The sequence below is a fragment of the Streptomyces sp. NBC_01669 genome, assembly GCF_026339735.1.
Taxonomy (GTDB): domain Bacteria; phylum Actinomycetota; class Actinomycetes; order Streptomycetales; family Streptomycetaceae; genus Streptomyces; species Streptomyces yanii.
The window spans coordinates 5,799,852-5,819,179 of the sequence record NZ_JAPEQG010000001.1 but is presented as its reverse complement, the minus strand read 5'-3'; the positions used below and the strand labels follow the sequence as shown (position 1 = coordinate 5,819,179).

Annotated in this window: 17 protein-coding genes and 1 tRNA gene; 10 read left to right on the top strand and 8 right to left on the bottom strand. The window is 72.7% G+C overall.

Annotated features, from left to right (window positions below):
* Window positions 1-18: 18 nt before the first annotated feature.
* Together OG972_RS26140 and OG972_RS26135 are read right to left on the bottom strand one after the other, a co-directional pair.
* Window positions 19-1,437: a HAMP domain-containing sensor histidine kinase gene (locus OG972_RS26140; protein ID WP_266985353.1), complete on the bottom strand. Its 1,419-nt coding sequence runs from the start codon at window positions 1,435-1,437 to the stop codon at window positions 19-21.
* Entirely contained in the window at window positions 1,434-2,147 is a 714-nt protein-coding gene (locus OG972_RS26135) for a response regulator transcription factor (protein WP_266985351.1), read from the bottom strand. Before OG972_RS26135 ends, OG972_RS26140 begins: the two co-directional genes overlap by 4 nt.
* 78 nt (window positions 2,148-2,225) lie before the next feature.
* On the opposite strand from OG972_RS26135, the gene OG972_RS26130 reads away from it, so the two are divergent.
* Window positions 2,226-2,753 (top strand): hypothetical protein, encoded by a 528-nt coding sequence (locus OG972_RS26130; protein ID WP_266985349.1) that lies wholly within the window; start codon window positions 2,226-2,228, stop codon window positions 2,751-2,753.
* A 32-nt stretch (window positions 2,754-2,785) separates the two neighbouring features.
* Here OG972_RS26130 and OG972_RS26125 read toward each other — a convergent pair whose 3' ends face one another.
* On the bottom strand, window positions 2,786-3,676 hold the full coding sequence (locus OG972_RS26125) for a spermidine synthase (RefSeq protein ID WP_266985347.1): 891 nt from the start codon (window positions 3,674-3,676) through the stop codon (window positions 2,786-2,788).
* Between the two features lie 92 nt (window positions 3,677-3,768).
* The gene (locus OG972_RS26120) at window positions 3,769-4,284 is read right to left on the bottom strand and encodes a hypothetical protein (RefSeq protein WP_266985345.1); all 516 of its coding nucleotides are present in this window, start codon (window positions 4,282-4,284) and stop codon (window positions 3,769-3,771) included.
* A 239-nt stretch (window positions 4,285-4,523) separates the two neighbouring features.
* Here OG972_RS26120 and OG972_RS26115 point away from each other — a divergent pair, with 239 nt between their 5' ends.
* A complete protein-coding gene (locus OG972_RS26115) occupies window positions 4,524-5,903 on the top strand; it encodes a tetratricopeptide repeat protein (RefSeq protein ID WP_266985343.1) in 1,380 nt (459 codons plus the stop codon).
* 126 nt (window positions 5,904-6,029) lie between these two features.
* Here the strand turns inward: OG972_RS26115 and OG972_RS26110 are convergent, their stop codons facing one another.
* A complete protein-coding gene (locus OG972_RS26110; protein WP_266985341.1) occupies window positions 6,030-6,626 on the bottom strand; it encodes a histidine phosphatase family protein in 597 nt (198 codons plus the stop codon).
* A 247-nt stretch (window positions 6,627-6,873) separates the two neighbouring features.
* On the opposite strand from OG972_RS26110, the gene OG972_RS26105 reads away from it, so the two are divergent.
* The 7 genes from OG972_RS26105 (at window position 6,874) to OG972_RS26075 (ending at window position 13,310) form a co-directional block, all read left to right on the top strand.
* Window positions 6,874-7,806: a phosphatase PAP2 family protein gene (locus OG972_RS26105; protein WP_266985339.1), complete on the top strand. Its 933-nt coding sequence runs from the start codon at window positions 6,874-6,876 to the stop codon at window positions 7,804-7,806.
* Complete coding sequence (locus tag OG972_RS26100) at window positions 7,751-8,899, top strand: hypothetical protein (protein ID WP_266985337.1); 1,149 nt, start codon at window positions 7,751-7,753, stop codon at window positions 8,897-8,899. The genes OG972_RS26105 and OG972_RS26100 overlap by 56 nt, the downstream gene beginning before the upstream one ends.
* Window positions 8,890-10,503 (top strand): hypothetical protein, encoded by a 1,614-nt coding sequence (locus OG972_RS26095; protein ID WP_266985335.1) that lies wholly within the window; start codon window positions 8,890-8,892, stop codon window positions 10,501-10,503. The genes OG972_RS26100 and OG972_RS26095 overlap by 10 nt, the downstream gene beginning before the upstream one ends.
* A complete protein-coding gene (locus OG972_RS26090; protein WP_266985333.1) occupies window positions 10,500-11,834 on the top strand; it encodes an AAA domain-containing protein in 1,335 nt (444 codons plus the stop codon). Before OG972_RS26095 ends, OG972_RS26090 begins: the two co-directional genes overlap by 4 nt.
* Window positions 11,835-11,984: 150 nt before the next feature.
* Window positions 11,985-12,326, top strand: a complete 342-nt coding sequence (locus OG972_RS26085; RefSeq protein ID WP_266985331.1) for a hypothetical protein — start codon at window positions 11,985-11,987, stop codon at window positions 12,324-12,326.
* Window positions 12,327-12,505: 179 nt separating this feature from the next.
* On the top strand, window positions 12,506-13,246 hold the full coding sequence (locus OG972_RS26080) for a bifunctional DNA primase/polymerase (protein WP_266985329.1): 741 nt from the start codon (window positions 12,506-12,508) through the stop codon (window positions 13,244-13,246).
* Window positions 13,237-13,310, top strand: a tRNA-Lys gene (locus OG972_RS26075). Before OG972_RS26080 ends, OG972_RS26075 begins: the two co-directional genes overlap by 10 nt.
* Before the next feature lie 59 nt (window positions 13,311-13,369).
* On the opposite strand, the gene OG972_RS26070 is transcribed toward OG972_RS26075, so the two are convergent.
* Window positions 13,370-14,584 carry a M6 family metalloprotease domain-containing protein gene (locus OG972_RS26070; protein ID WP_266990717.1) on the bottom strand — a complete coding sequence of 405 codons (1,215 nt, stop codon included), beginning with the start codon at window positions 14,582-14,584 and terminating at the stop codon, window positions 13,370-13,372.
* Between the two features lie 436 nt (window positions 14,585-15,020).
* Here OG972_RS26070 and OG972_RS26065 point away from each other — a divergent pair, with 436 nt between their 5' ends.
* Complete coding sequence (locus OG972_RS26065; protein ID WP_266985327.1) at window positions 15,021-16,967, top strand: EAL domain-containing protein; 1,947 nt, start codon at window positions 15,021-15,023, stop codon at window positions 16,965-16,967.
* A 321-nt stretch (window positions 16,968-17,288) separates the two neighbouring features.
* On the opposite strand, the gene OG972_RS26060 is transcribed toward OG972_RS26065, so the two are convergent.
* Window positions 17,289-18,392: an LLM class flavin-dependent oxidoreductase gene (locus OG972_RS26060; RefSeq protein ID WP_266985325.1), complete on the bottom strand. Its 1,104-nt coding sequence runs from the start codon at window positions 18,390-18,392 to the stop codon at window positions 17,289-17,291.
* Window positions 18,393-18,467: 75 nt separating this feature from the next.
* A complete protein-coding gene (locus OG972_RS26055) occupies window positions 18,468-19,211 on the bottom strand; it encodes a decarboxylase (RefSeq protein ID WP_266985323.1) in 744 nt (247 codons plus the stop codon).
* Window positions 19,212-19,328 lie beyond the last annotated feature (117 nt).

Sequence of the window (19,328 nt, the reverse complement as noted above, 5' to 3'; positions counted from 1 at the left end):
GGAGCGCATCGGCGCTGCTTAAGAACGACCGGCGAACCGGAGCCTGCGGCGCTGCCGGCCCACCCGGTGGCCGCGCCTTCCCTGCTCGGGCCGGCGCCCGTCGAGCCAGATCCAGATGCGGATCTCCGTGCCGCCGAGCACCGACCGCCCGATCCGCACATCGCCGCCGGTGGACTCCGCGACCCGGCGGACTATGTCCAGCCCGAGCCCGGTCGAGCCCACCGAGCCCCGGGCGCCGCCCCGCCCGCTGCCGCCGCGCGCCAGCGCCGCCTTGGGGTCGGCGATGCCGCCGCCGGCGTCCGAGACGAGCACGATCACCGCGTCGCCGCTGTGGTGCACGTCGACGGCGAAGGCGGTGCCCTCCGGGGTGTGCCGGAAGACGTTGCCGAGCAACGCGTCGAGGGCGGCGACCAGTTCGGGCCGGGCAACCGGGATCCGTACCGCACGGTCGACTCCCGCGAGGCGCACCTTGCGTCCCTCGTCCTCGGCGAGCGCCGACCAGAAGGCCATCCGTTCCCGGATCACCTCGGAGGCGTCGCAGCCCGCCCCGGGCCCGCTGTTCATCCCCTGCGTCTGCGGGCGCTGTTCGCGGGCGGTGCGGATGATCGTGTCGACCTCGTGCTCCAGCTGCTCGACCGCGGCCCGGGTCTGTTCGGCGGCCGGCCCCTCGCCGAGCGAGGCGGCGTTGAGGCGCAGGACGGTGAGCGGGGTGCGCAGCCGGTGCGAGAGGTCCGCGGCCAGCTCCCGTTCGTTGGCGAGGAGCTGAACGACCTGATCGGCCATCGAGTTGAACGCGACGGCGGCGGACCGCAGTTCGGTCGGCCCCTCCTCCGGGACCCTGGTCCCCAGCCGGCCCTCCCCCAGGTCATGGGCGGCGCCCGCGAGCCGCTGCGCGGGCGCCACCATCCGTACGCCGAGCCGGTCGGCGACCGCGACGGAACCGACGATCAGGGCGGCACCGACGCCTGCCAGCATCAGCCACGCGGTGGCGACCCCGTTGGACTCCTCGCCCTCGGGCACGAACACTTCGACCACGGCGATGCCCCCGGAGCCCAGCGCGGTCGGCTGGAGCAGTGCGGAGCCGCCGGGCACCTCGGTGATCGAGGCGCGCCCGGACTTCCGTACGGTCTCCAGGTCCTTCCGTGTGGCACGCCGGGTGCCGATCTCCACCGGCCGGCTGCCGGGTTCCGCGACGGCGGGGATGTGGACGGCCATCCGGCCCACGCTGCCGGGCTCGGTGGTGAGGAGGGCCGTCTCCAGTTCGTCGCGGTCGGTGGTGATGGAGAGCGTCGGACCGATCGTTGCGGCCTGCCGCTCGGCGTCGGAGAAGGCGCGGTCGCGGGCCATCTCCTTGGTGACGAGACCCAGCGGCACGGCGAAGGCGACGACGACCATCGCGGTGACGGCCAGACAGACCTTGACCAGGGCCCATCTCATGCGGGCCGCTCCGGGGGCGGCGGCGCCGCGGGCGGCTGGAGCTTCACACCGACGCCGCGCAGGGTGTGCAGGTAGCACGGCCGGGCCGCCGTCTCGCCCAGCTTCCGCCGCAGCCAGGACAGATGGACGTCGATGGTCTGGTCGTCGCCGTACGACTGCTGCCAGACCTCTGCCAGGAGTTCCTTGCGCGGGACGACGACTCCGGGACGCCCGGCGAGAAAGGTCAGCAGATCGAACTCGCGGCGGGTGAGGTCGAGTGCCGTGCCGTCCAGCTCGGCCTGACGGCGCAGCGGATCGATGGACAGACCGCCGACCCGGATGACGCGCGGCGAAGGTGCCTCGCCCCCGGCGCGCGAACGGCGCAGCACGGCGGCCATCCGTGCCGAGAGGTGTTCCACCGAGAAGGGTTTGGTCAGGTAGTCGTCGGCCCCGTCGTTGAGCAGCCGGACGATCTCGCTCTCGTCGTCCCGCGCGGTCGCGATGATCACGGGTACGTCGGTGATGCCCCGGAGCATCTTGAGTGCCTCGGCGCCGTCGAGATCGGGCAGGCCGAGGTCGAGGATGACCACGTCGAAGCGGAAGTGGGCGACCTCGCGCAGCGCTTCGAGCGCGGTGCCGACGCTCCGTACCGTATGGGAGGCCTCGATCAGGTGCCGGATGAGGGCGGAACGTACGAACTGGTCGTCCTCGACCACGAGCACACTTGGCATGGGCGGCACCGTACGCCATGGGACGGCTCCCGGTCCTCCCCGGGACAGCACCGGTCGCGGTGGGGCAGGATGTGCCGGATGCGACGAGGACTCGTACACGCGCTGGCGTGGTCGCTCGCCACCGGGGCGGCGACCACGTTGTCGTGGTGGGGTGTGCACACGGTCATGGCGGGGACGGCGTACGACCCGCCGCGTGCGGTGCCGATCTCCGCGAGCGCCCGCGACGACGGGCGCGACGCAAAGGCGCCGGCGTCCTCGACACGACGCCCGGCTCCGTCGCCCTCACCGACGCCGAGCAGCACTCCTCGGGCCACTCCGAAACCGTCCGCGACCCCGGCGCTGCGGCCGTCCCGCACCCCTGCTCCCCCGCAACCGGCCAAGCCGTCCGGCACGGTGCGGAGTTACGGGACGGACGGCGGCCGGGTCGTCTTCGAGCTGGGCGCCACCTCGGCGAAACTGGTGTCCGCGACACCGGATCCGGGCTGGTCGATCCAGGTCTGGAAGAACACGACCTGGATCCGCGTGAACTTCAGCACCGACGACGGTACGACGGTGTCGGTCTTCTGCACGTGGAACGATCATCCGCCGGCGGTCGACATCGTCTGATCGGCTGAGCGCGGCGCCGGTGCGACGTCCAGTCACTGGAACGCGGAGGACGGCGGCGCCGGGGACGGCCGGGCGTCCGCATCGCGCACCGCAGCCGCGCCGCCGGTGAAGTCGGCGAGATCCCGGCCGTGTTCGACGCGTCCCGGGTGCGGGTCGGTGGCGACCCTGCGGGTCAGTTCGGCGACCTTGAGCGGCAGCCCGGAGGCGAGCAGCACGGCGTTGCCGAAGCGGCGGCCGCGCAGCACCGCCGGGTCGGCGGCGAGGGCCAGCTCGGGGAAGACGGCGGCGGCGGTGGCGATCTGGCCGCGGAGATGGGCCAGCGGCGGGCCGTCGGTGAGATTGGCCACGTACTGCCCGGTGGGCTTCAGCACCCGGCGTACGTCGGTGAGGAACTCGGTGCTGTTGAGGTGGGCGGGGGTGCGGGATCCGCTGAACGCGTCGGCGATGACGAGGTCCGCCCAGTCGTCCGGGATCTTGCCGAGCCCGGCGCGGGCGTCGGTGGAGCGGACCCGGATCCGGGCCTGCGGGTCCAGGGGCAGCTCCCGGCGGACCAGTTGGACGAGCGCCGCGTCCAGCTCGACGATCTGCTGGGTGGAGCGGGGGCGGGTCGCGGCGATGTAGCGGGCGAGGGTGAAGGCGCCGCCGCCCAGGTGCACGACGTGCAGGGGCTGCCCTGCGGGGGCGACGAGATCCGCGATGTGGCCGATCCGGCGCTGGTAGGGGAAGGAGAGGTGCGCGGGGTCGTCGAGGTCGACATGGGACTGAGGGGCGCCGTCGAGGTTCAGCGTCCAGGCACGGGGGCGCTCCCGGTCGGGTATCAGCTCGGCGAGACCGCCGTCGACCGCCTCGGCGAGGGTCTCCGGCCTGCGGTCGGAACGCTTCCGGGCGTTCGCGCCACCGCTGGATGCTCCTCGACGTGCCACTGCTGTTTCCCCTGCTCGCTGCTCGCTGCTCATCGCTCCGGCCCGGTGCCGGACCGGCACCGGTGGGGAACACGCCCCTCGCCATTATGAGCTCAGCGGCAGTTGTCGGCCGCCTCGATCAGCCGGGCCGCCTGGTCGAGGGCGGCCCGCAGCGCGGCAGGGTCGGTGACCGGGGCGTCGGCGGCGGGCGGCAGCAGCCAGCCGCTGCCGGAGACCGGCGGCTCGGCAGGAATGCGGAGTCCGCGGCCGTTCGTCTGCGTACAGGCACTGCCCGGTACGTCCCAGGCCTCGGCGGTGCCCGGCGGCACCAGGAAGCCGAGGGTGTCGCAGGTGCCGTCGTGCAGGACCGGGCCGACGGCCTCCTGATCGGCGCCGCGGCGCAGGATGTCGACGGCCTCGAGGCCCTGGCGGGCGGGGACGGTCACCAGCTCGCAGGGCCCGGGGGCGGTGAGCGGCAGGGGCTCCGCCACGGCGGGCTCGGAGGCCGGGGGCCGAGGTGTGGCGGGTTCGGGGGTGGCGGGTTCGCGCTCCGCAGCCCCGGAACCGGTCGTCGTCGTGGTCGTCGTCGCAGTCGTCCGCGAGCCGGTCTCCGTGCCGAGATGCAACAAGGGACCTCTCCTCTCATCGCCGGGCGGAGCCAGACTCCGTCTCCACATGAACCAACGCCTCGACTACGTCAAGGGCTACGGTGCCACGCCGCCGCAAAGGATGGCAGTTCATGGCGGATCGCGGGCGAGATATCCGCTTTGTGGGCAAACACTGCGTGTGCGGTCCGTCACAGCAGGTACCTTCTTGCTCCGCCGGGACACCGGAAACAGGCCCGGCTTGCACCAGAGAGGGCCCAGCCATGGTGTCGACAGGGGCAGTTCCCAACCTCGCCTTCCGGCGGCTGCGCGGACCGCGCTCCGCCGGGGAGTTCGCTGCCGCGGTGCGCAGATCCGCCCGCGAGATCGGCGAACAGGTCGCGTGCGACGCCCGGTACATCGGACGCGTGGAGTCCGGCGAGATCCGCTGCCCCAACTACGCCTACGAACGAGTTTTCCTGCACATGTTCCCCGGGGCGACCCTGGCGGACCTGGGCTTCTCGTCGCGCGAGACCGTACGCGGCCGAGGAGCGCGCGCCACCGCCGAGATCCCCGACACCCCACTGCCCCCCACGCTCCAGAGCGACACCGACGAGGAGAGCGACGTGCTGCGTCGCGTATTCATGACCAGCGGCACCACCGCGATGGCGGCCGCAACCTTGGGCTTCGGCCTCGGCACCACCGGCGTCGCCGTCGCTGCCGTACCCGCACAGCGCCCCACACAGCGACGGGTCGGCGAGGCCGAGGTGACCGCCGTCGAGAAGGCGGTTCGGCAGATCAGACTGCTGGACGACCGGCACGGCGGCGACGGCCTCTACCGGCGGGCCGCGCAGCCGCTGAGGGCGGCGTACGCGCTGCTGGACGAGGGGACGACCACCCGCCGCTCCACGTCCGACCGGTTGCATGCCGGGGCGGGTGAGCTGGCCATCTCGGTGGGGTGGCTGGCCCATGACTCGGGGCGTTTCGAGGACGCGCGCTCCCACTACGCGGAGGCGCTGGCGACGGCACGGCTGGCCGGTGACGCGGCGCTGGAGGCGCATGCGTTCTGCAACGCGTCGTTCCTGGCCAGGGACACGGGGCGGCCGCGGGAGTCGGTACGGGCGGCGGAGGCCGGGCAGCGGGCGGCGACGCCGCTGGGCTCACCGCGACTGCTGGCGCTGCTCGCGCTGCGGGAGGCGGGGGGCCGGGCGGGGCTCGGTGATCGCAGCGGCTGCGAGCGGGCGCTGGGGCGGGCGCACGAGGCCTTCGGGCGGGGGGCGCGCGACGCCGACCCGGAGTGGATGACGTTCTTCCGGGAAGCGGAGCTGGAGATGCTGGAGGCGCAGTGCTGGTCGGCGCTGGGTGACTGGCCGCGGGCGGCGCGGCATGCGCGACGGGCCACACAGTTGCAGGACCCGCACTTCACCCGGAACCTGGCGCTGTACCGGGCCGAGCTGACAACGGACCTGGCACATGCCGGGGCCGCGGCGGAGGCGGCCGCGACGGGGCACCAGGTGCTGGACCTGCTCGACCAGGTGCAGTCGTCCCGGATCCGGGCGATGTTGGCGGGGGCGGTGCGGGTGTTGCGGGCACAGCGCGGGTCACCGGAGGTGGCGGGGCTTCTGGAGCGGTGCGCAGAGATGGGCCTGTGGACGGGGGTGTAGGAGCACCCGGCGAGGCCGGGGCACCCCGTACCGGTCCGACGGCCGGGTCCTCGGACGCCGGGCAGGCCCATTTCCCGGCGCCGCCCTCCGCGAAGCGCCCACCGCGCCTTGGGGCAACAGCGGGACCTACCGGTCCAGGTGGCCCGTGTCGTTCCAGCGTTCCAGCGCCGGCGCCCCGTACGCCCACCCCAGGACCGACAGCGACGTCGGGTCCAGCCGGATGCGGGACGCGAACGACACGTCCTCGCCCAGCCACCGCGCCCCCAGCGCCCGCAGGATGTGACCGTGCGCGAAGACCAGCACGTCGCGGTCGGCCGAGCGCGCCCAGGCCACGATCTCGTCCGCGCGAGCGGACAGTTCGGAGAGGGTCTCGCCCTCCGGCACCCCGTCGCGCCAGATGAACCAGCCCGGCCGGATCGCCTGGATCTCGGCCGGGGTCATGCCCTCGTACGCCCCGTAGTCCCACTCCATGAGCGCGTCCCACGGCTGCGCGCGGTCCGCGAAGCCGGCTATCTCGCAGGTCTCCCTGGCGCGGACGAGCGGGCTGGTCCGGACCTCGAGGCCCGGCAGGTCCGCCCACGGTTTCCGGTGCAGCCGCTCGCCCAGCAGCTTGGCGCCCTCGCGGCCCGCGTCGAGCAGCGGGATGTCCGTCCTGCCGGTGTGATTGCCCTTGACGGACCATTCCGTCTGGCCGTGCCGGGCGAGCAGGATACGCGGTGCCATGACGGCTCCCCCTGAGATGTGGATCGGAGAAAACGACAACAGGGACGGGTCATCCGCCTTTGTCCATCATCGCTCACGTGCCCGGGAGGCAACCTCCGGGGCCGCATCGGCGTCCCTTCCCCCGCGGAGAAGGCTCCGCGCGCACGGGGCGTCCACAGGGGAACCCCGGGGGGATTCGCCACCGACCTGCGCCGTACGGTTGAACGCCTGCCGTCGGACGCATGAACACATGATGGAGAGCATCCGGATGTCGCTTGCCACCGCCGCGCCCGCGTCGCGGCACCGGCCTCGATGGTGGGCCGAGCTGCCGCTGATCGCGATCGTGTACGCGGTCTACTCGGCGGGCCGGCTGCTGGTCCGAAGCGATGTGTCGACCGCCGTCGACCACGGGCTGCGCATACTTCATCTGGAGAAGACGCTCTTCCTGAATGCCGAGCACCCGCTCAACCGCTTGATGACGGCCCATCCGGCGATAGGCATACCCTCCGACTTCGCGTACGCCTCACTGCACTACGTGGTCACCCCGGCCGTCCTGATCTGGATCTACCGGCGGCGCACGGCCGCGTACCGCGCCGCCCGCACCTGGCTGATGACGTCCACGCTGCTCGGTCTGATCGGTTTCGCGTTGATGCCGACCTGCCCGCCGCGGCTGCTCCACGCCACGCACGGCTTCGTCGACACCATGGCCCAGTACAGCTCGTACGGCTGGTGGGGCGCCGAGGCGAGTGCGCCGCGCGGCATGGGCTGGATGACCAACCAGTACGCGGCGATGCCGAGCCTGCACGTCGGCTGGGCGCTGTGGTGCGGGATCCTGCTGTGGCGCCACGGCAGGCACCCGCTGCTCCGGGCCGCGGGTGTCGTGTACCCGCTCCTCACGACGTTCGTCGTGATGGGCACGGCCAACCACTACTTCCTCGACGCGGTCGCGGGCGCCGCGGTGATGGGCGTCGGGGCGCTGCTCACCACGCCGGTGATGCGGCTCACCGACCGGATCAGGGCAGCGGTACGGGCCCGCACCTCTGCGGCCGTCCCGGTCACGAAGTCCCCTGTTGTCAGTGCCGGATGCAAGACTTCCGCGGGTGAGCGAATCCCCGGCCAGCGGACCTCCTCCGCAGACTCCACCGATGTCGCGGCATCGGCCGACGCAGCAGGTGACGACACTCCGGCAGCGGCTCGCTGAACTGCGCGGTCCCGCCGTCGCGCCGCATCCGCTCGATGCCCGCGCGCTGGCCGCCCTCGCCGCCAACCCGGGCTGCAAGCGGCGCGCCCTGCTGGACGGTGCAGGGGTGGACAAGGCCGCGTTGGCGGCCGCACTCGGCTCTCCCGCCGCGTTCGGTCAGTCGCAGTTCGCTTTCATACGGGGCAACGCGTTCGAGGCGAGGGTCAAGGCCGACGGCGGTACGGAGCTGATGCGCCTGCTGTACGAGCGGCTCGGCGGGGGCGGCGACGCGCCGCGCGAGGTCCGGGTGCCGGATCTGACGGCGGCGGGTCCCGAGGGCCGCGCGGCGCGTACGGCACTGGCGCTGCGTGAGGCGACCGAGGCGGGCGGCTGGGCTCTGCTCGATCACCCGATGCTGGCCCTGGAGGTGGCGGGCTCGCCCGCCTATCTGGAGCCGGACGCGGTGGTGGTGCACCCCGACGGCCGGTGGACGGTCGTGGAGATCAAGTCGTTTCCCATGATCGACAGTTCGGCGGACGCGGCGAAGGTCGGAGCGGCAGCCCGGCAGTCGGCGGTGTATGTGCTGGCGCTGGAGCGCATCGCGGCGGTCACGGCGGGGGCGGAGGTCGGCCACCGGGTGCTGCTGGTCTGTCCGAAGGACTTCTCCAACCTGCCGACGGCGTCGGTCGTCGACGTGCGCAAGCAGCGCGCGGTCACCCGCCGCCAGCTGACCCGGCTGACCCGGGTCGAGGACATCGCGGCCACTCTGCCCGAAGGCACCACCTTCGACCCGGAGTGCTCCGCGCAGGAGCTGACGGCCTCGGTCGACGCGGTCACGGCGGCGTACGCACCGGAGTGCCTGGCCGCGTGCGAACTGGCCTTCCACTGCCGGGCGAAGGCGCGTGCGGCCGGTGCGGTGGAGGTGCTGGGGCGGAGCGTACGGGGTGAGCTCGGCGGTCTGACGACGGTGGGCGCGGTACTGGCCGCGGCGGCGGGCAAGGAGGGCGATCCGGCCGACCCCACGGTCGCCGCCCTGCGCCGCGCCGCGGCCCTGCGCGCGGAGGCGCTGGAGCACCGGGGCGCGCCCCTGGAAGGAAGCCCGGCATGTCGCTGATCAGCACCCTGGCCCGGCTGGAGGCCGTGGAGAGCGGGCGGGCGCAGCCGATGGCCACCGTCCGGCACCGTCATCTCACCGGTGCGCCGCTCGTTCTCGTACCGCTGACCACCGCCGGTGAGACGGGCGCCCCGCTCGGCGCCCTCGTCGGAACCGACCGGGACGCGCCCCGGCTGCTCGCCGTGGCCCAGCCGCGCGACCGCGATCTGCGGTTCGCTTTCCTCGCCGAGCTGGCCGAGGCGGTCCTGCCGCACATCGAGACGTACACGGACGCGGTGGAGCCCGCCGAGCGCAACGAGACCGATCCCGAGACCGGGAAGAAGGTCAAGGTCGAAGTCGAGTTGTGCACGGACGCGCCGCAGTTGATCGTGCCGAGCCGGGCGGGTCTCGACTTCGTACGGCTGCTGGGCCGGTCCATGCGGTTCCGGCGCACCGCCGAGGACGACCCGGACACCCCGTACCCGGCGCCGGCCCGGGTACCGCTGCTGGGCCGCTGGCTGACGCATTACGGGGAGCGGGCCCGGGTGCCGGGTTCCTCGCTGCTCCTCGCCATGACCGATCTGCTGAACCGGCACTGGGCGACCGGGCAGTCCACGCTGGAGGACCAGCATCTGGGGGCGCTGCTCGCCTGGATCGACCCTGCGGCCGGCGAGTCCGGTGCGCATGCCGCGCTCCGGGCCGAGCTGGAGCGGGACGCCGGCGGCCAGCTGCTCTGCCCGCCCGCCGGTCCGGCGACGGATCCGGCGTTCGACAACCGGCTGCTCGCGCCCGCGATCGAGAAGTACGACCGGGCGCGCACGTCGCTCGCGGCGGCCGAGGACGGCCTCGCGGCCGACGCCCGGCTCGCCGAACTGACCGCCGCCGAGCGGGAGATCAGGTCACTGCTGGCCGCGGTGGCGCGGCCGACCTGGGACGCGGTGTGGCGGGGGCTCGACCTGATGCGGGAGCTGTCGGCCGGGTCCAGGACCGAGGACCGGTGGACCCGGGACCGCTGGTCGTTCACCGGCCACCGGGACCGGGTGCGGGCCGGGGAGCCGCCGCAGCCGCGCCGGGACGACGCGGTGACGGCGGCGGCGAAGCTGGCCTCGCGGGAGACGGCGCAGGCGCAGTTGGAGGCGCAGGAGGCACTGGACGACCCGCTGGTGCTCGCCGGGCGCAGGCTGACCGGTGAGGCGTTCGTCGGGGAGGTGGCCGAGGTGGTGATGGCGTACAGCGAGTCGAAGCGGCCCTCGCCGCGTCCGCTGGTCACGGTCCGGACGGGCGAGCGCCCTCACCTCGGTGAGCGCACGAAGGTGTACCGCACGCTGGACGGCAAGCCGCAGACCGCCGAGTTCGTGGCGTACGCCTCCGAGGATCTCCCGGAGGCCGAGGAGCGGCTGCTGGTGCTGCGGATCACCGACCGGATGGGCCGGAGCAAGGAGCCGGCCCCGGGTTCACTGCCGGAGCCGGGCGACCGGATCGTCTGGACCCTGTTCGAGCACGACCAGCGCAGCGGCCCGAAGCTGCCGGACCCGGAGGAGACGCCGTGGACGCACGGCGGCCCGCCGGGTGCCCCCGGACATTCCGAGAACCCCGACCCCGTGACCCCGGAGGACCTGTTGTGACGGCCGTATTCGATCCGGGAGCCGAGGCGGGGCGGGCCACCGCCCAGATCCTGGACGACACGCTGAACGGCACGGCCCGCGGCATCGTGGTGGACTCCCCGCCGGGTGCGGGAAAGTCGACGCTGGTGGTGCGCGCCGCGCTCGAACTCGCGTCGGCAGGGCGCCCGTTGATGGTGGTCGCGCAGACCAACGCCCAGGTCGACGACCTGGTGGTGCGGCTGGCCGAGAAGGACCCCGGGCTGCCGGTCGGGCGCCTGCACAGCAATGACGCGGACCCGTACGACAAGGTGCTGGACGGCCTGGCCACCGTACGGAAGTCGGCGAAGGCCGGGGATCTGGCCGGACTTGATGTCGTCATCTCGACGGCCGCCAAGTGGGCTCATGTGAAGAACGTCGAGCCGTGGGGGCACGCGATCGTCGACGAGGCGTACCAGATGCGCTCGGACGCGCTGCTGGCCGTCGCGGGGCTCTTCGAAAGGGCGCTGTTCGTCGGTGATCCGGGGCAGCTGGATCCGTTCTCCATCGTCGGTGCGGACCAGTGGGCGGGGCTGTCGTACGACCCGTCGGCGAGCGCGGTCTCGACGCTGCTGGCGCACAACCCCGAGCTGCCGCAGCGCCGGCTGCCGGTGTCGTGGCGGCTGCCGGCGTCGGCCGCGCGGCTGGTCTCGGACGCGTTCTACCCGTACACCCCGTTCCGCAGCGGTACGGATCACGGCGACCGGCGGCTGGCATTCGGGGTCCCGTCGGACGGCTCCGCCCCGGACCGGGTGCTGGACGAGGCCGCGGAGTCCGGCTGGGGGCTGCTCGAACTCCCGGCCCGGCACACCCCGCGCACGGACCCGGAGGCGGTTCGGGCGGTGGCCCTGGTGGTCCGCCGGCTGCTGGACCGGGGCGGCGCGGCGACGAGCGAGCGCTCCCCCGACCCGGCCCCGGTGACGGCGGACCGGGTCGCGGTCGGCACGGCCCACCGGGACCAGGCGGCGGCGGTACGGGCGGCGCTCGCCGAGCTCGGTGTGACGGGTGTGGCGGTGGACACGGCGAACCGGCTCCAGGGCCGCGAGTTCGATGTGACGGTGGTCCTGCACCCGCTGTCCGGGCGCCCGGACGCCACGGCGTTCCATCTGGAGACGGGCCGGCTGTGCGTCCTGGCGTCCCGCCACCGTCACGCCTGCATCGTGGTCTGCCGGGCCGGCGTCGCGGACCTGCTGGACGAGCACCCGTCGACGGAACCGGTCCAGCTCGGCGTCACGGTCAAGTTTCCCGACGGGTGGGAGGCGAACCACGCGGTCCTGGCCCACCTCGCGGAACACCGCGTCCCGTGGCGCCCGTAACGCTGCCGGATCACAGGCGATGGGCCGTCGGGGGCGTGCGTCGTGCCGGGTGGCGACCCGGTGCGCCCCCGCGCACCGTCCCCGAAGCGCACTTGCGGGCGGTTGGACAATGGAGGGTGGCCGTCGGGCCCACCGAAGGAGGAACCTCACATGGCACAACCCGAGCGGAACGAGCGGCAGCGGCTGCGCCCCGCGCCCCTGCTCTTCGAGCCGTCGGCTGCGGTCGCCGACCCCGAGCACTTTTTCGACCTGGAGTCGATGGACGACCCGAAGGAGCTGCTGGCCCGCGCCACCGAGCTGACGCTGGCCTTCCGCGCCGCGACCGACCGGGCGGTCGAGTACCAGGCCATCGCCGCCGCCCAGCTGGCCGATCCGGGCCGGTTCGACCGGCTCACCATGGCGGACATCGCGGAGCGCGCGGAGTGGACCGAGGACTACGCGAAGCTGATGGTCGAGTTCGGCCGGGGTCTGCTGGGCGGCGCGCGGCCGTGACGCCGGAGCGTCCGGCCCTCGGCCCCTTCCGGGCCCGGCCCCGGCTCTCGCTCCGGATCTGACTCCGGGCACAGCCGTTGGCATATGCCCGCGCGCAAGATACTCCTACCCACCCCACCCTGTCCGGATTTCCGACAACTCTTGCAATCCGCAGTGTCACTACCGGTAAACAGGTAGTCATGAGCGCATGGCTGCCAGACGAGACCACCCTGCATCCCGGCACCGGAACCTGCGCCGGACCCCGCACCGGCACCCGCCACGGTGCCGATGTCTTCACGGTCCTGCGGGACCGAGCCGGTGACCAGACCGCTCAGGTCACCGCGGCCGGAGCGGCCTGGCTGGCCGGCGCCGCCGCGTATCCGCGCTCCACGCTCGCCCAGTGGGAGGCCCACCCCGACTCCCCCGGCGTGCTGCCGTGCGGATCGGCGTTCGACGTGGTCAATGTGCCCGCGCTCTTCGGGCGGCGGATGCTGGAGCACCTGTGGGCCGACGGCCCGGGTTCCGGTCCGGTCGCCACGCACCGCGGGCGGATGCTGCTGTTCGCCGCCCCCGGCACCGCCCAGCGGCTGCCGTCGCTGCTCGACTGGGAGGAATGGGGCACCAGCCATGACCAGGCGGCGGAGCACCGCCCCGAGGCGCCCCGGGAGAGCGAGGACCGCGAGGGCCGGGTCCCGCCGCTGCTCTGCCACGGCACCGGTGACGCGGTGACCGTTCCGCCCCTGGCCTGCGACTCCTCCTCGCCGGGGCCCCGCTGGGTGGTCGCCCCCGACACCCGTAACCCTTGGCTGCCGGGCCCCGACGTACTGCTCTGGGCCTGTGTGCGCGTGACGCGCTCCGCGCCCACCGGATCGGCTCGGATTTCGATTTTTCCTCCCGCCGATCAGGGTGCTAAGGTCTACGACGTCAGCAGGCGCCGCTAGCTCAGTTGGTTAGAGCAGCTGACTCTTAATCAGCGGGTCCGGGGTTCGAGTCCCTGGCGGCGCACAGACGGAAGAAGCCCCTCGCGGAAGCGAGGGGCTTCTTCGTTCACCGTCACGGCAGCGTTACGTGCCCGTGGCGATACGGACGGTCCACGCACCCGACGGCGTCCGGTCCGCGACCTCGATCCGGGTGTGCTCGCCGGGGACGGAGTACGTCTCGCCGACCCGCAGCGGGGCGTCCGCGAGCGGCGGGTAGACCGACTGGTCCCAGCAGGCGTCGGTGTGGGGGTGGGTGTCGATGACCTGGATCGGCCCGCCGCCGGACGGCGTCTCGTTGCGGACCCGGTAGATCAGCACCCCCTCGCTGCACGTCGCCCGGTCGTTGCCGGTGGCACTGCGGGCCTCCAGCGCCACGGCACTGCCCTCACCGGTCCTGATCACCGCGAGCCGCGTACCGATGGACGCGCCGGGCACCGGCACGGCCGCCATCGACTCCAGGGTGATGTCCTGGTTGTGCTGGATGCACGCCACTTGCCTGCGGTCCAGCCAGCCCAGCTTCCACTTGTGCCAGCCGAACAGATCCGGCGCGAGACCGAACTGGCTGCCCATCACGTCCCAGTCGCCGACGTACGTGTCCCAGTCGCCCTTGCCGTCCGACGGCCGGTGGTAGAGATCCGGCAGGTCGAAGACGTGCCCGGTCTCGTGGGCCAGCACGTTCCGGTCCGGCGGATGCTGCTCGAAGACGGTGACGACGCGCCTGATGTCCGTGCCGTCGGCGTGCAGCGGCTGGTCGAAGTTGACGACCTTGGTGGCGTCGGAGTCGACGCCGGGCGCGTCCGGGTCGGCGACCAGGTAGACGATGTCGTACTTCGAGAAGTCGACCTGGTCGTCGGCCGCGGCGATCGCGTCGCGCAGATAGGAGCTGCGCCGCTTGTCGTCCCAGTCGCGTTTTATGCCGTACGACGTGGATGCGTGGGGCATCCGGACCCACTGCCGCTGCGGGTGCGGGCGCAGGGTGAACTTCCCGTACGAGGCGCGCCGGAAGAACTGCGTGGTGGCGGGGAAGTAGTCGGCGGCGAGCTCGGCGGGGGTAGTGACGGGGCGGGCGTCGGGGAACGAGAGAAAGATCATGACCGCATCGAGGGCGTGGTCCGGGCGCGGGTAGGCGCCGTTCCACTCGTCCAGGCCCAGCGAGTGGTGTGCCCCCGTCCTGGGCAGGGCGCAGGGGCCGGCTTCACCCGTGGCCGCCACGGCCGGACCCGCAACGAGGGAGGTGGAGGCGAGCGCCAGGAGAGAGACCAGACCGGCCACCACACCACGCGGACTCGGTCTCTCCAGTCCCCCGAGCCTGCGCTGAGGCGGCACATCGACCTCCGGGTGCGGGATGCGGATACACGCAATCCACCCTGTGCCGGTTCGGGAGTGTTCGCCCTGTTGTGCTGCCCCACCCGTGTCAGCAGTCAGCCTCTCGGAGCTCTTTCACGGACAGTCACAATCGATCACTGCGGCAACGCGAAAGAGATTCAAGATCGACATGAAGGAACAGAGCCACCCAGAAATAATCAGTCACGGGCAAACCGGAACGACGCGCGAATGGCCCATGCGGGGTGCTCCCCGGGGCCGCAACGGGCCGGGAGCTGGAACCGGCGAGACAACAGCATCTATGCTTCACCACGCTTTCCTGCGTGGTTTCCGCCTCGGACAACGGCACTCCGCGCGGCGGGCCAGTCCGACCACAACTGTTCAGGACAGAACTGCACGGCGGGAGCGAGCGGTGAGCGGAACCTCCGAAGGGCCGAGGCCCGCGGCAGGCACAGCGCCCCCTACCGTGCGACCATCCGTCACGGAGCGTCACACGGAACCGGTCGGCCCGGGAGCCGTCGACTCACGCCCAGCCGATTACCGGGCCGCCTTCCAAGGTGCCGTGCTGCCGATGGCCGTCGTCGACCACGAGGGCCTGGTCCTGTGCGCCAACGACGCGCTCGGCGGGCTGCTCGGCGCCGATCCCGCGGCGCTGACCGCTCAGTCCGCGTCCGATCTGCTCGACCTCTCCGCCGACGTCCGGACCTGGCATGCGTACCGCGAGGTGCTGCGCGGCCGGCGATCCCGGTTCCGCTGCACCCGCAGACTCAAGCACCCCGACGGGCGTTCGATGTGGGCCGAGATCACCGTCGTGCCGATGCCGGAGACCGGGACAACAGACCCGGAGACAAGCGCGGGGACAGATCCGGAGACCGGGACGGGCGCAAGAACCGGGACGGGCGCGGAGACCGGAACCGGGGTCACCCCGGGCGCCTCCCCCGTGCTGCTCTCCGTCGCCGACATCAGCGACCGGCACGAGCTGCAGAAGCGACTGCGCCACCTCCAGACGCACGACCCGGTGACCCGGCTGCCCAACCGGACGCTGTTCTTCGAGCGGCTCTCCTCCGCTCTGGAGACCCCGCCGTACCAGGACGACAGCCGGCCGCGGCACGGCCGGATCGGGCTCTGCTACCTCGACCTGGACGGCTTCAAGGCCGTCAACGACACGCTGGGGCACCGGATCGGCGACCGGCTGCTCGCCGCCGTCGCCGCCCGGCTCACCGACTGCGCCGAGCAGGAGAGCCTGCACCGCACCGGCGGCACACTCGTGGCGCGCCTCGGCGGCGACGAGTTCGCGATCCTGGTCGAGGAATCCGCCGGGACGCAGCAACTCACCGATCTCGCCCGCGCGGTGCTCGCCGTCCTCCAGAAGCCGTTCGACCTGGCCGGCACACGGCTGGCCGTGTCGGCGTCGATCGGGGTGGTGGAGCGGGGCGTCGCCGGGACCTCGGCCACCGGTCTGATGCAGGCCGCAGACACCACGCTGTACTGGGCGAAGGCGGACGGCAAGGCACGCTGGACGCTCTTCGACCCCGAGCGCAACGCGCACCGGATGACACGGCAGGCGCTCTCCTCCACGCTCCGGCCCGCCGTCGAGCGCGGCGAGTTCACCATCGAGTACCAGCCGCTTGTCGGGATGGCCGACGGAGTCGTGCGAGGGGTGGAGGCTCTGGTCCGCTGGAACCACCCGCAATTCGGCATGCTCTCACCGAATCGGTTCGTCGCGATCGCCGAGGAGGACGGCTCGATCGTCCAGCTCGGCCGCTGGGTGCTCCGGTCGGCCTGCCGTCAGGCCCGGCGCTGGCAGCTGGACCATCCGGCCGAGCCGCCGCTCTTCATCAGCGTCAATGTCGCCGTGCGGCAGGTCTGGGACTCCGACCTGGTCGCCGATGTCGCCGAGATCCTCGCCGAGACCGGTCTGGCCCCGGGACTGCTGCAGCTGGAACTGACCGAGTCCGCGGTGATGGGCTCGGCGGGCCGCCCGCTGGAGGCGCTCCAGACGCTCAGCGACATGGGCGTCCGGATCGCCATCGACGACTTCGGGACCGGCTACTCGAACCTCGCCTATCTGAGCCGGCTGCCGGTCTCCGTACTGAAGCTGGACGGCTCGTTCGTACGCGGCTTCCGGTACGAGGACGGGGCGCACCCCAGCCCGGCCGACGAGACGATCGTCGAGGCGATGGTGCAGCTGGCGCACCGGCTGGGGCTGACCGTCACCGCGGAGTGCGTGGAGACCGTGAGCCAGGCGGAACGGCTGCGGCGGATCGGCTGCGACACGGGGCAGGGCTGGCTCTACTCCCGGGCGGTGGCCCCGGAGCGCATCGCGGAACTCATCGGGACGAGCCCCCTGGCGCTCTGAGAGCCTGTCGGGTGACCTTCGATCGGATAGCGGACGCGGTCTGGTGCGTGCGATTCCAAGGCGGCGGGATGTCCTCGGATGGGGTCTCCCCTGCTCGAACGAAGCTGAGAGCTCGGGGAAGGAGCTACTAGGATATTTCGGCAACGCGGGAAGCGTGCGTGCCAGGGCGTGGCCGCCCGATCAGAGGTCACCCGACAGGCTCTGAGAGAGCCACGCCCCGGAACACGGAGCCGGCTGTACCCCGAGCGCGGGGAAGGCCGGGGCTCAGGCCCAACCGGCGCTCGAGGGCAGAACGGTCAGCCCGGTCGGCCCGCGCAGACCTCAGCCACGCAGCCCGTACGCATCCGCGATCAGGTCGTAGCTGCGCAGCCGCGCCTCCCCGCCATGCGCATTCGCCGTGATCATCAGCTCGTCCGCCCCGGTCCGCTTGGCCAGGTCGTCCAGACCGCTGCGCACCTCGTCCGCCGTCCCGTGGATGACATTGCCGAGCCAGCTGTCGACGAACTCCCGCTCCATCGGACTGAAGGCATAGGCCTCCGCCTCCTCCGGCGTCGGGATCAGACCGGGGCGGCCGGTCCGCAGGCGGACCATCGACAGGGCACCGGACAGGACCTGGCGGCGGGCCTCGCGCTCCTCGTCGGCTGCCAGCGCCGAGACGCCGATCAGGGCGTACGGGGCGTCCAGCACCGCGGACGGCTTGAACGAGTCCCGGTACAGGTCGAGCGCCGGAATCGTGTTCTGCGACGAGAAGTGGTGGGCGAAGGCGAACGGCAGACCCAGGACCCCGGCCAGCCGGGCGCTGAAGCCGGAGGAGCCGAGCAGCCAGATCGGCGGGCGGCCCGCGGGACCCTGCACCGGGCCCGGGACCGCATGGATCCGGGCGTACGGGTGGCCGTCCGGGAAGTCGTCGTCCAGGAACCGGGTCAGTTCGGCGAGCTGCTGCGGGAAGTCGTCGGCACCCTCGCCCAGCCGGTCCGTGCGGCGCAGCGCGGCGGCGGTCGCACCGTCCGTGCCGGGGGCGCGCCCGAGGCCGAGGTCGATGCGGCCGGGGGCCATGGCCTCCAGGGTGCCGAACTGTTCGGCGATGACCAGCGGGGCGTGGTTGGGCAGCATGACCCCGCCGGAGCCGAGCCGGATCCGCTCGGTGCGGGCGGCGAGGTGGGCCAGGATCACGGCTGGGGACGACGAGGCGACGCCGGGCATGGAGTGGTGTTCGGCGACCCAGAGGCGGTGGTAGCCGCGGCGCTCGGCGAGCTGGGCGATGTCCACGCTGGTGCGCAGCGCCTGGGTCGCGGTGCGGCCCCGGCCGACGGTCACCAGGTCGAGCACCGACAGCGGCACGGAGGCCGTTCCCTCGGCCCTGCCCCGAATGCCGTCGCCGCGACTCTCGTCGCCTCGGTTGTCGTCGCCTCGGTTCTTGTCCACGTGAAGGCCTCTCCGGTGATGCTCGTACGTCCGGGGAAACCTAACAGGAGGTTGTCTCCGTTTATTCCCGGCCGGTCACTTCCCGACCGGCGCAGGCGGCGCCTCCCGGGTGGCGAACAGCGTGCCGAGCTGGGGCGCCCAGGTGCGTCGACGGGCCAGCCGCAGAGCCTCGTACACCGCCACCTGGTTGGCGGTGAGGACCGGTTTGGCGAGGAGTTCCTCCAGGTCACGAACGTGCGCGGCGGTGTGTACGGCGTTGTCCGGCAGCAGCACCGCCTCCGCGTCCGGTCGGTCCGCGGCAACCGCGAGCTCCTTCAGCCGGTCCAGCCCCCACTCCGCGGCCGCGGCCGCTGAGGTGACGCCACCGCCGCGCACGGCGACCACCTCGACGCCTGCGGCGGCCAGGAAGTCGCCGAAGAGCCCGGCGATCTCCTCGGTGTACGGAGCGGCGACCGCGACACGCGCGGCGCCCAGCGCCCGTACCGCGTGGACGAAGGCGAGCGACGTACTCGATGCGGGCAGCCCCGCCGCCCTGGCCAGAGCGGTGCTCTGCTGATGGGCGCCCTCCCACCCGTACACGAGACTCGCGCCGGTGCTGGCCCAGACCACCGACTCGGCACCGGCGCGCCGCAGCTCCTCGACCCCGGCGGCGAGGCGTTCGGATGCGCCCCGCTGCCGCAGGGTCTCGGCGCGGCGGTCGTCCTCGCCCGGCTCCGTGCGGTTGACGACGAGCCTGATGGTGGTGTCGAGGATGACCTCCATGCGCGGGAAGTCGTCGTCCGCGAAATGGCCCGGGTAGAGGAATCCGACGGTCGTCATATTCACCCTCCTGCACTGCTGGACCGCTGTACTGCCGCTGCCCTCCCCTCCGCCCAGTATTCCTCCACCGCCCGCACCCCTGCCGACCTTGGCGTTGACGGGCGCGGACCCGGGTGC

Excerpts from the sequence above, each read along its gene's own strand:
- OG972_RS26140 (WP_266985353.1), bottom strand. The coding sequence starts at position 1,437 with ATGAGATGGGCCCTGGTCAAGGTCTGTCTGGCCGTCACCGCGATGGTC.
- OG972_RS26135 (WP_266985351.1), bottom strand. The coding sequence starts at position 2,147 with ATGCCAAGTGTGCTCGTGGTCGAGGACGACCAGTTCGTACGTTCCGCC.
- OG972_RS26130 (WP_266985349.1), top strand. The coding sequence starts at position 2,226 with ATGCGACGAGGACTCGTACACGCGCTGGCGTGGTCGCTCGCCACCGGG.
- OG972_RS26115 (WP_266985343.1), top strand. The coding sequence starts at position 4,524 with ATGGTGTCGACAGGGGCAGTTCCCAACCTCGCCTTCCGGCGGCTGCGC.
- OG972_RS26110 (WP_266985341.1), bottom strand. The coding sequence starts at position 6,626 with ATGGCACCGCGTATCCTGCTCGCCCGGCACGGCCAGACGGAATGGTCC.
- OG972_RS26105 (WP_266985339.1), top strand. The coding sequence starts at position 6,874 with ATGTCGCTTGCCACCGCCGCGCCCGCGTCGCGGCACCGGCCTCGATGG.
- OG972_RS26100 (WP_266985337.1), top strand. The coding sequence starts at position 7,751 with ATGTCGCGGCATCGGCCGACGCAGCAGGTGACGACACTCCGGCAGCGG.
- OG972_RS26095 (WP_266985335.1), top strand. The coding sequence starts at position 8,890 with ATGTCGCTGATCAGCACCCTGGCCCGGCTGGAGGCCGTGGAGAGCGGG.
- OG972_RS26085 (WP_266985331.1), top strand. The coding sequence starts at position 11,985 with ATGGCACAACCCGAGCGGAACGAGCGGCAGCGGCTGCGCCCCGCGCCC.
- OG972_RS26080 (WP_266985329.1), top strand. The coding sequence starts at position 12,506 with ATGAGCGCATGGCTGCCAGACGAGACCACCCTGCATCCCGGCACCGGA.
- OG972_RS26055 (WP_266985323.1), bottom strand. The coding sequence starts at position 19,211 with ATGACGACCGTCGGATTCCTCTACCCGGGCCATTTCGCGGACGACGAC.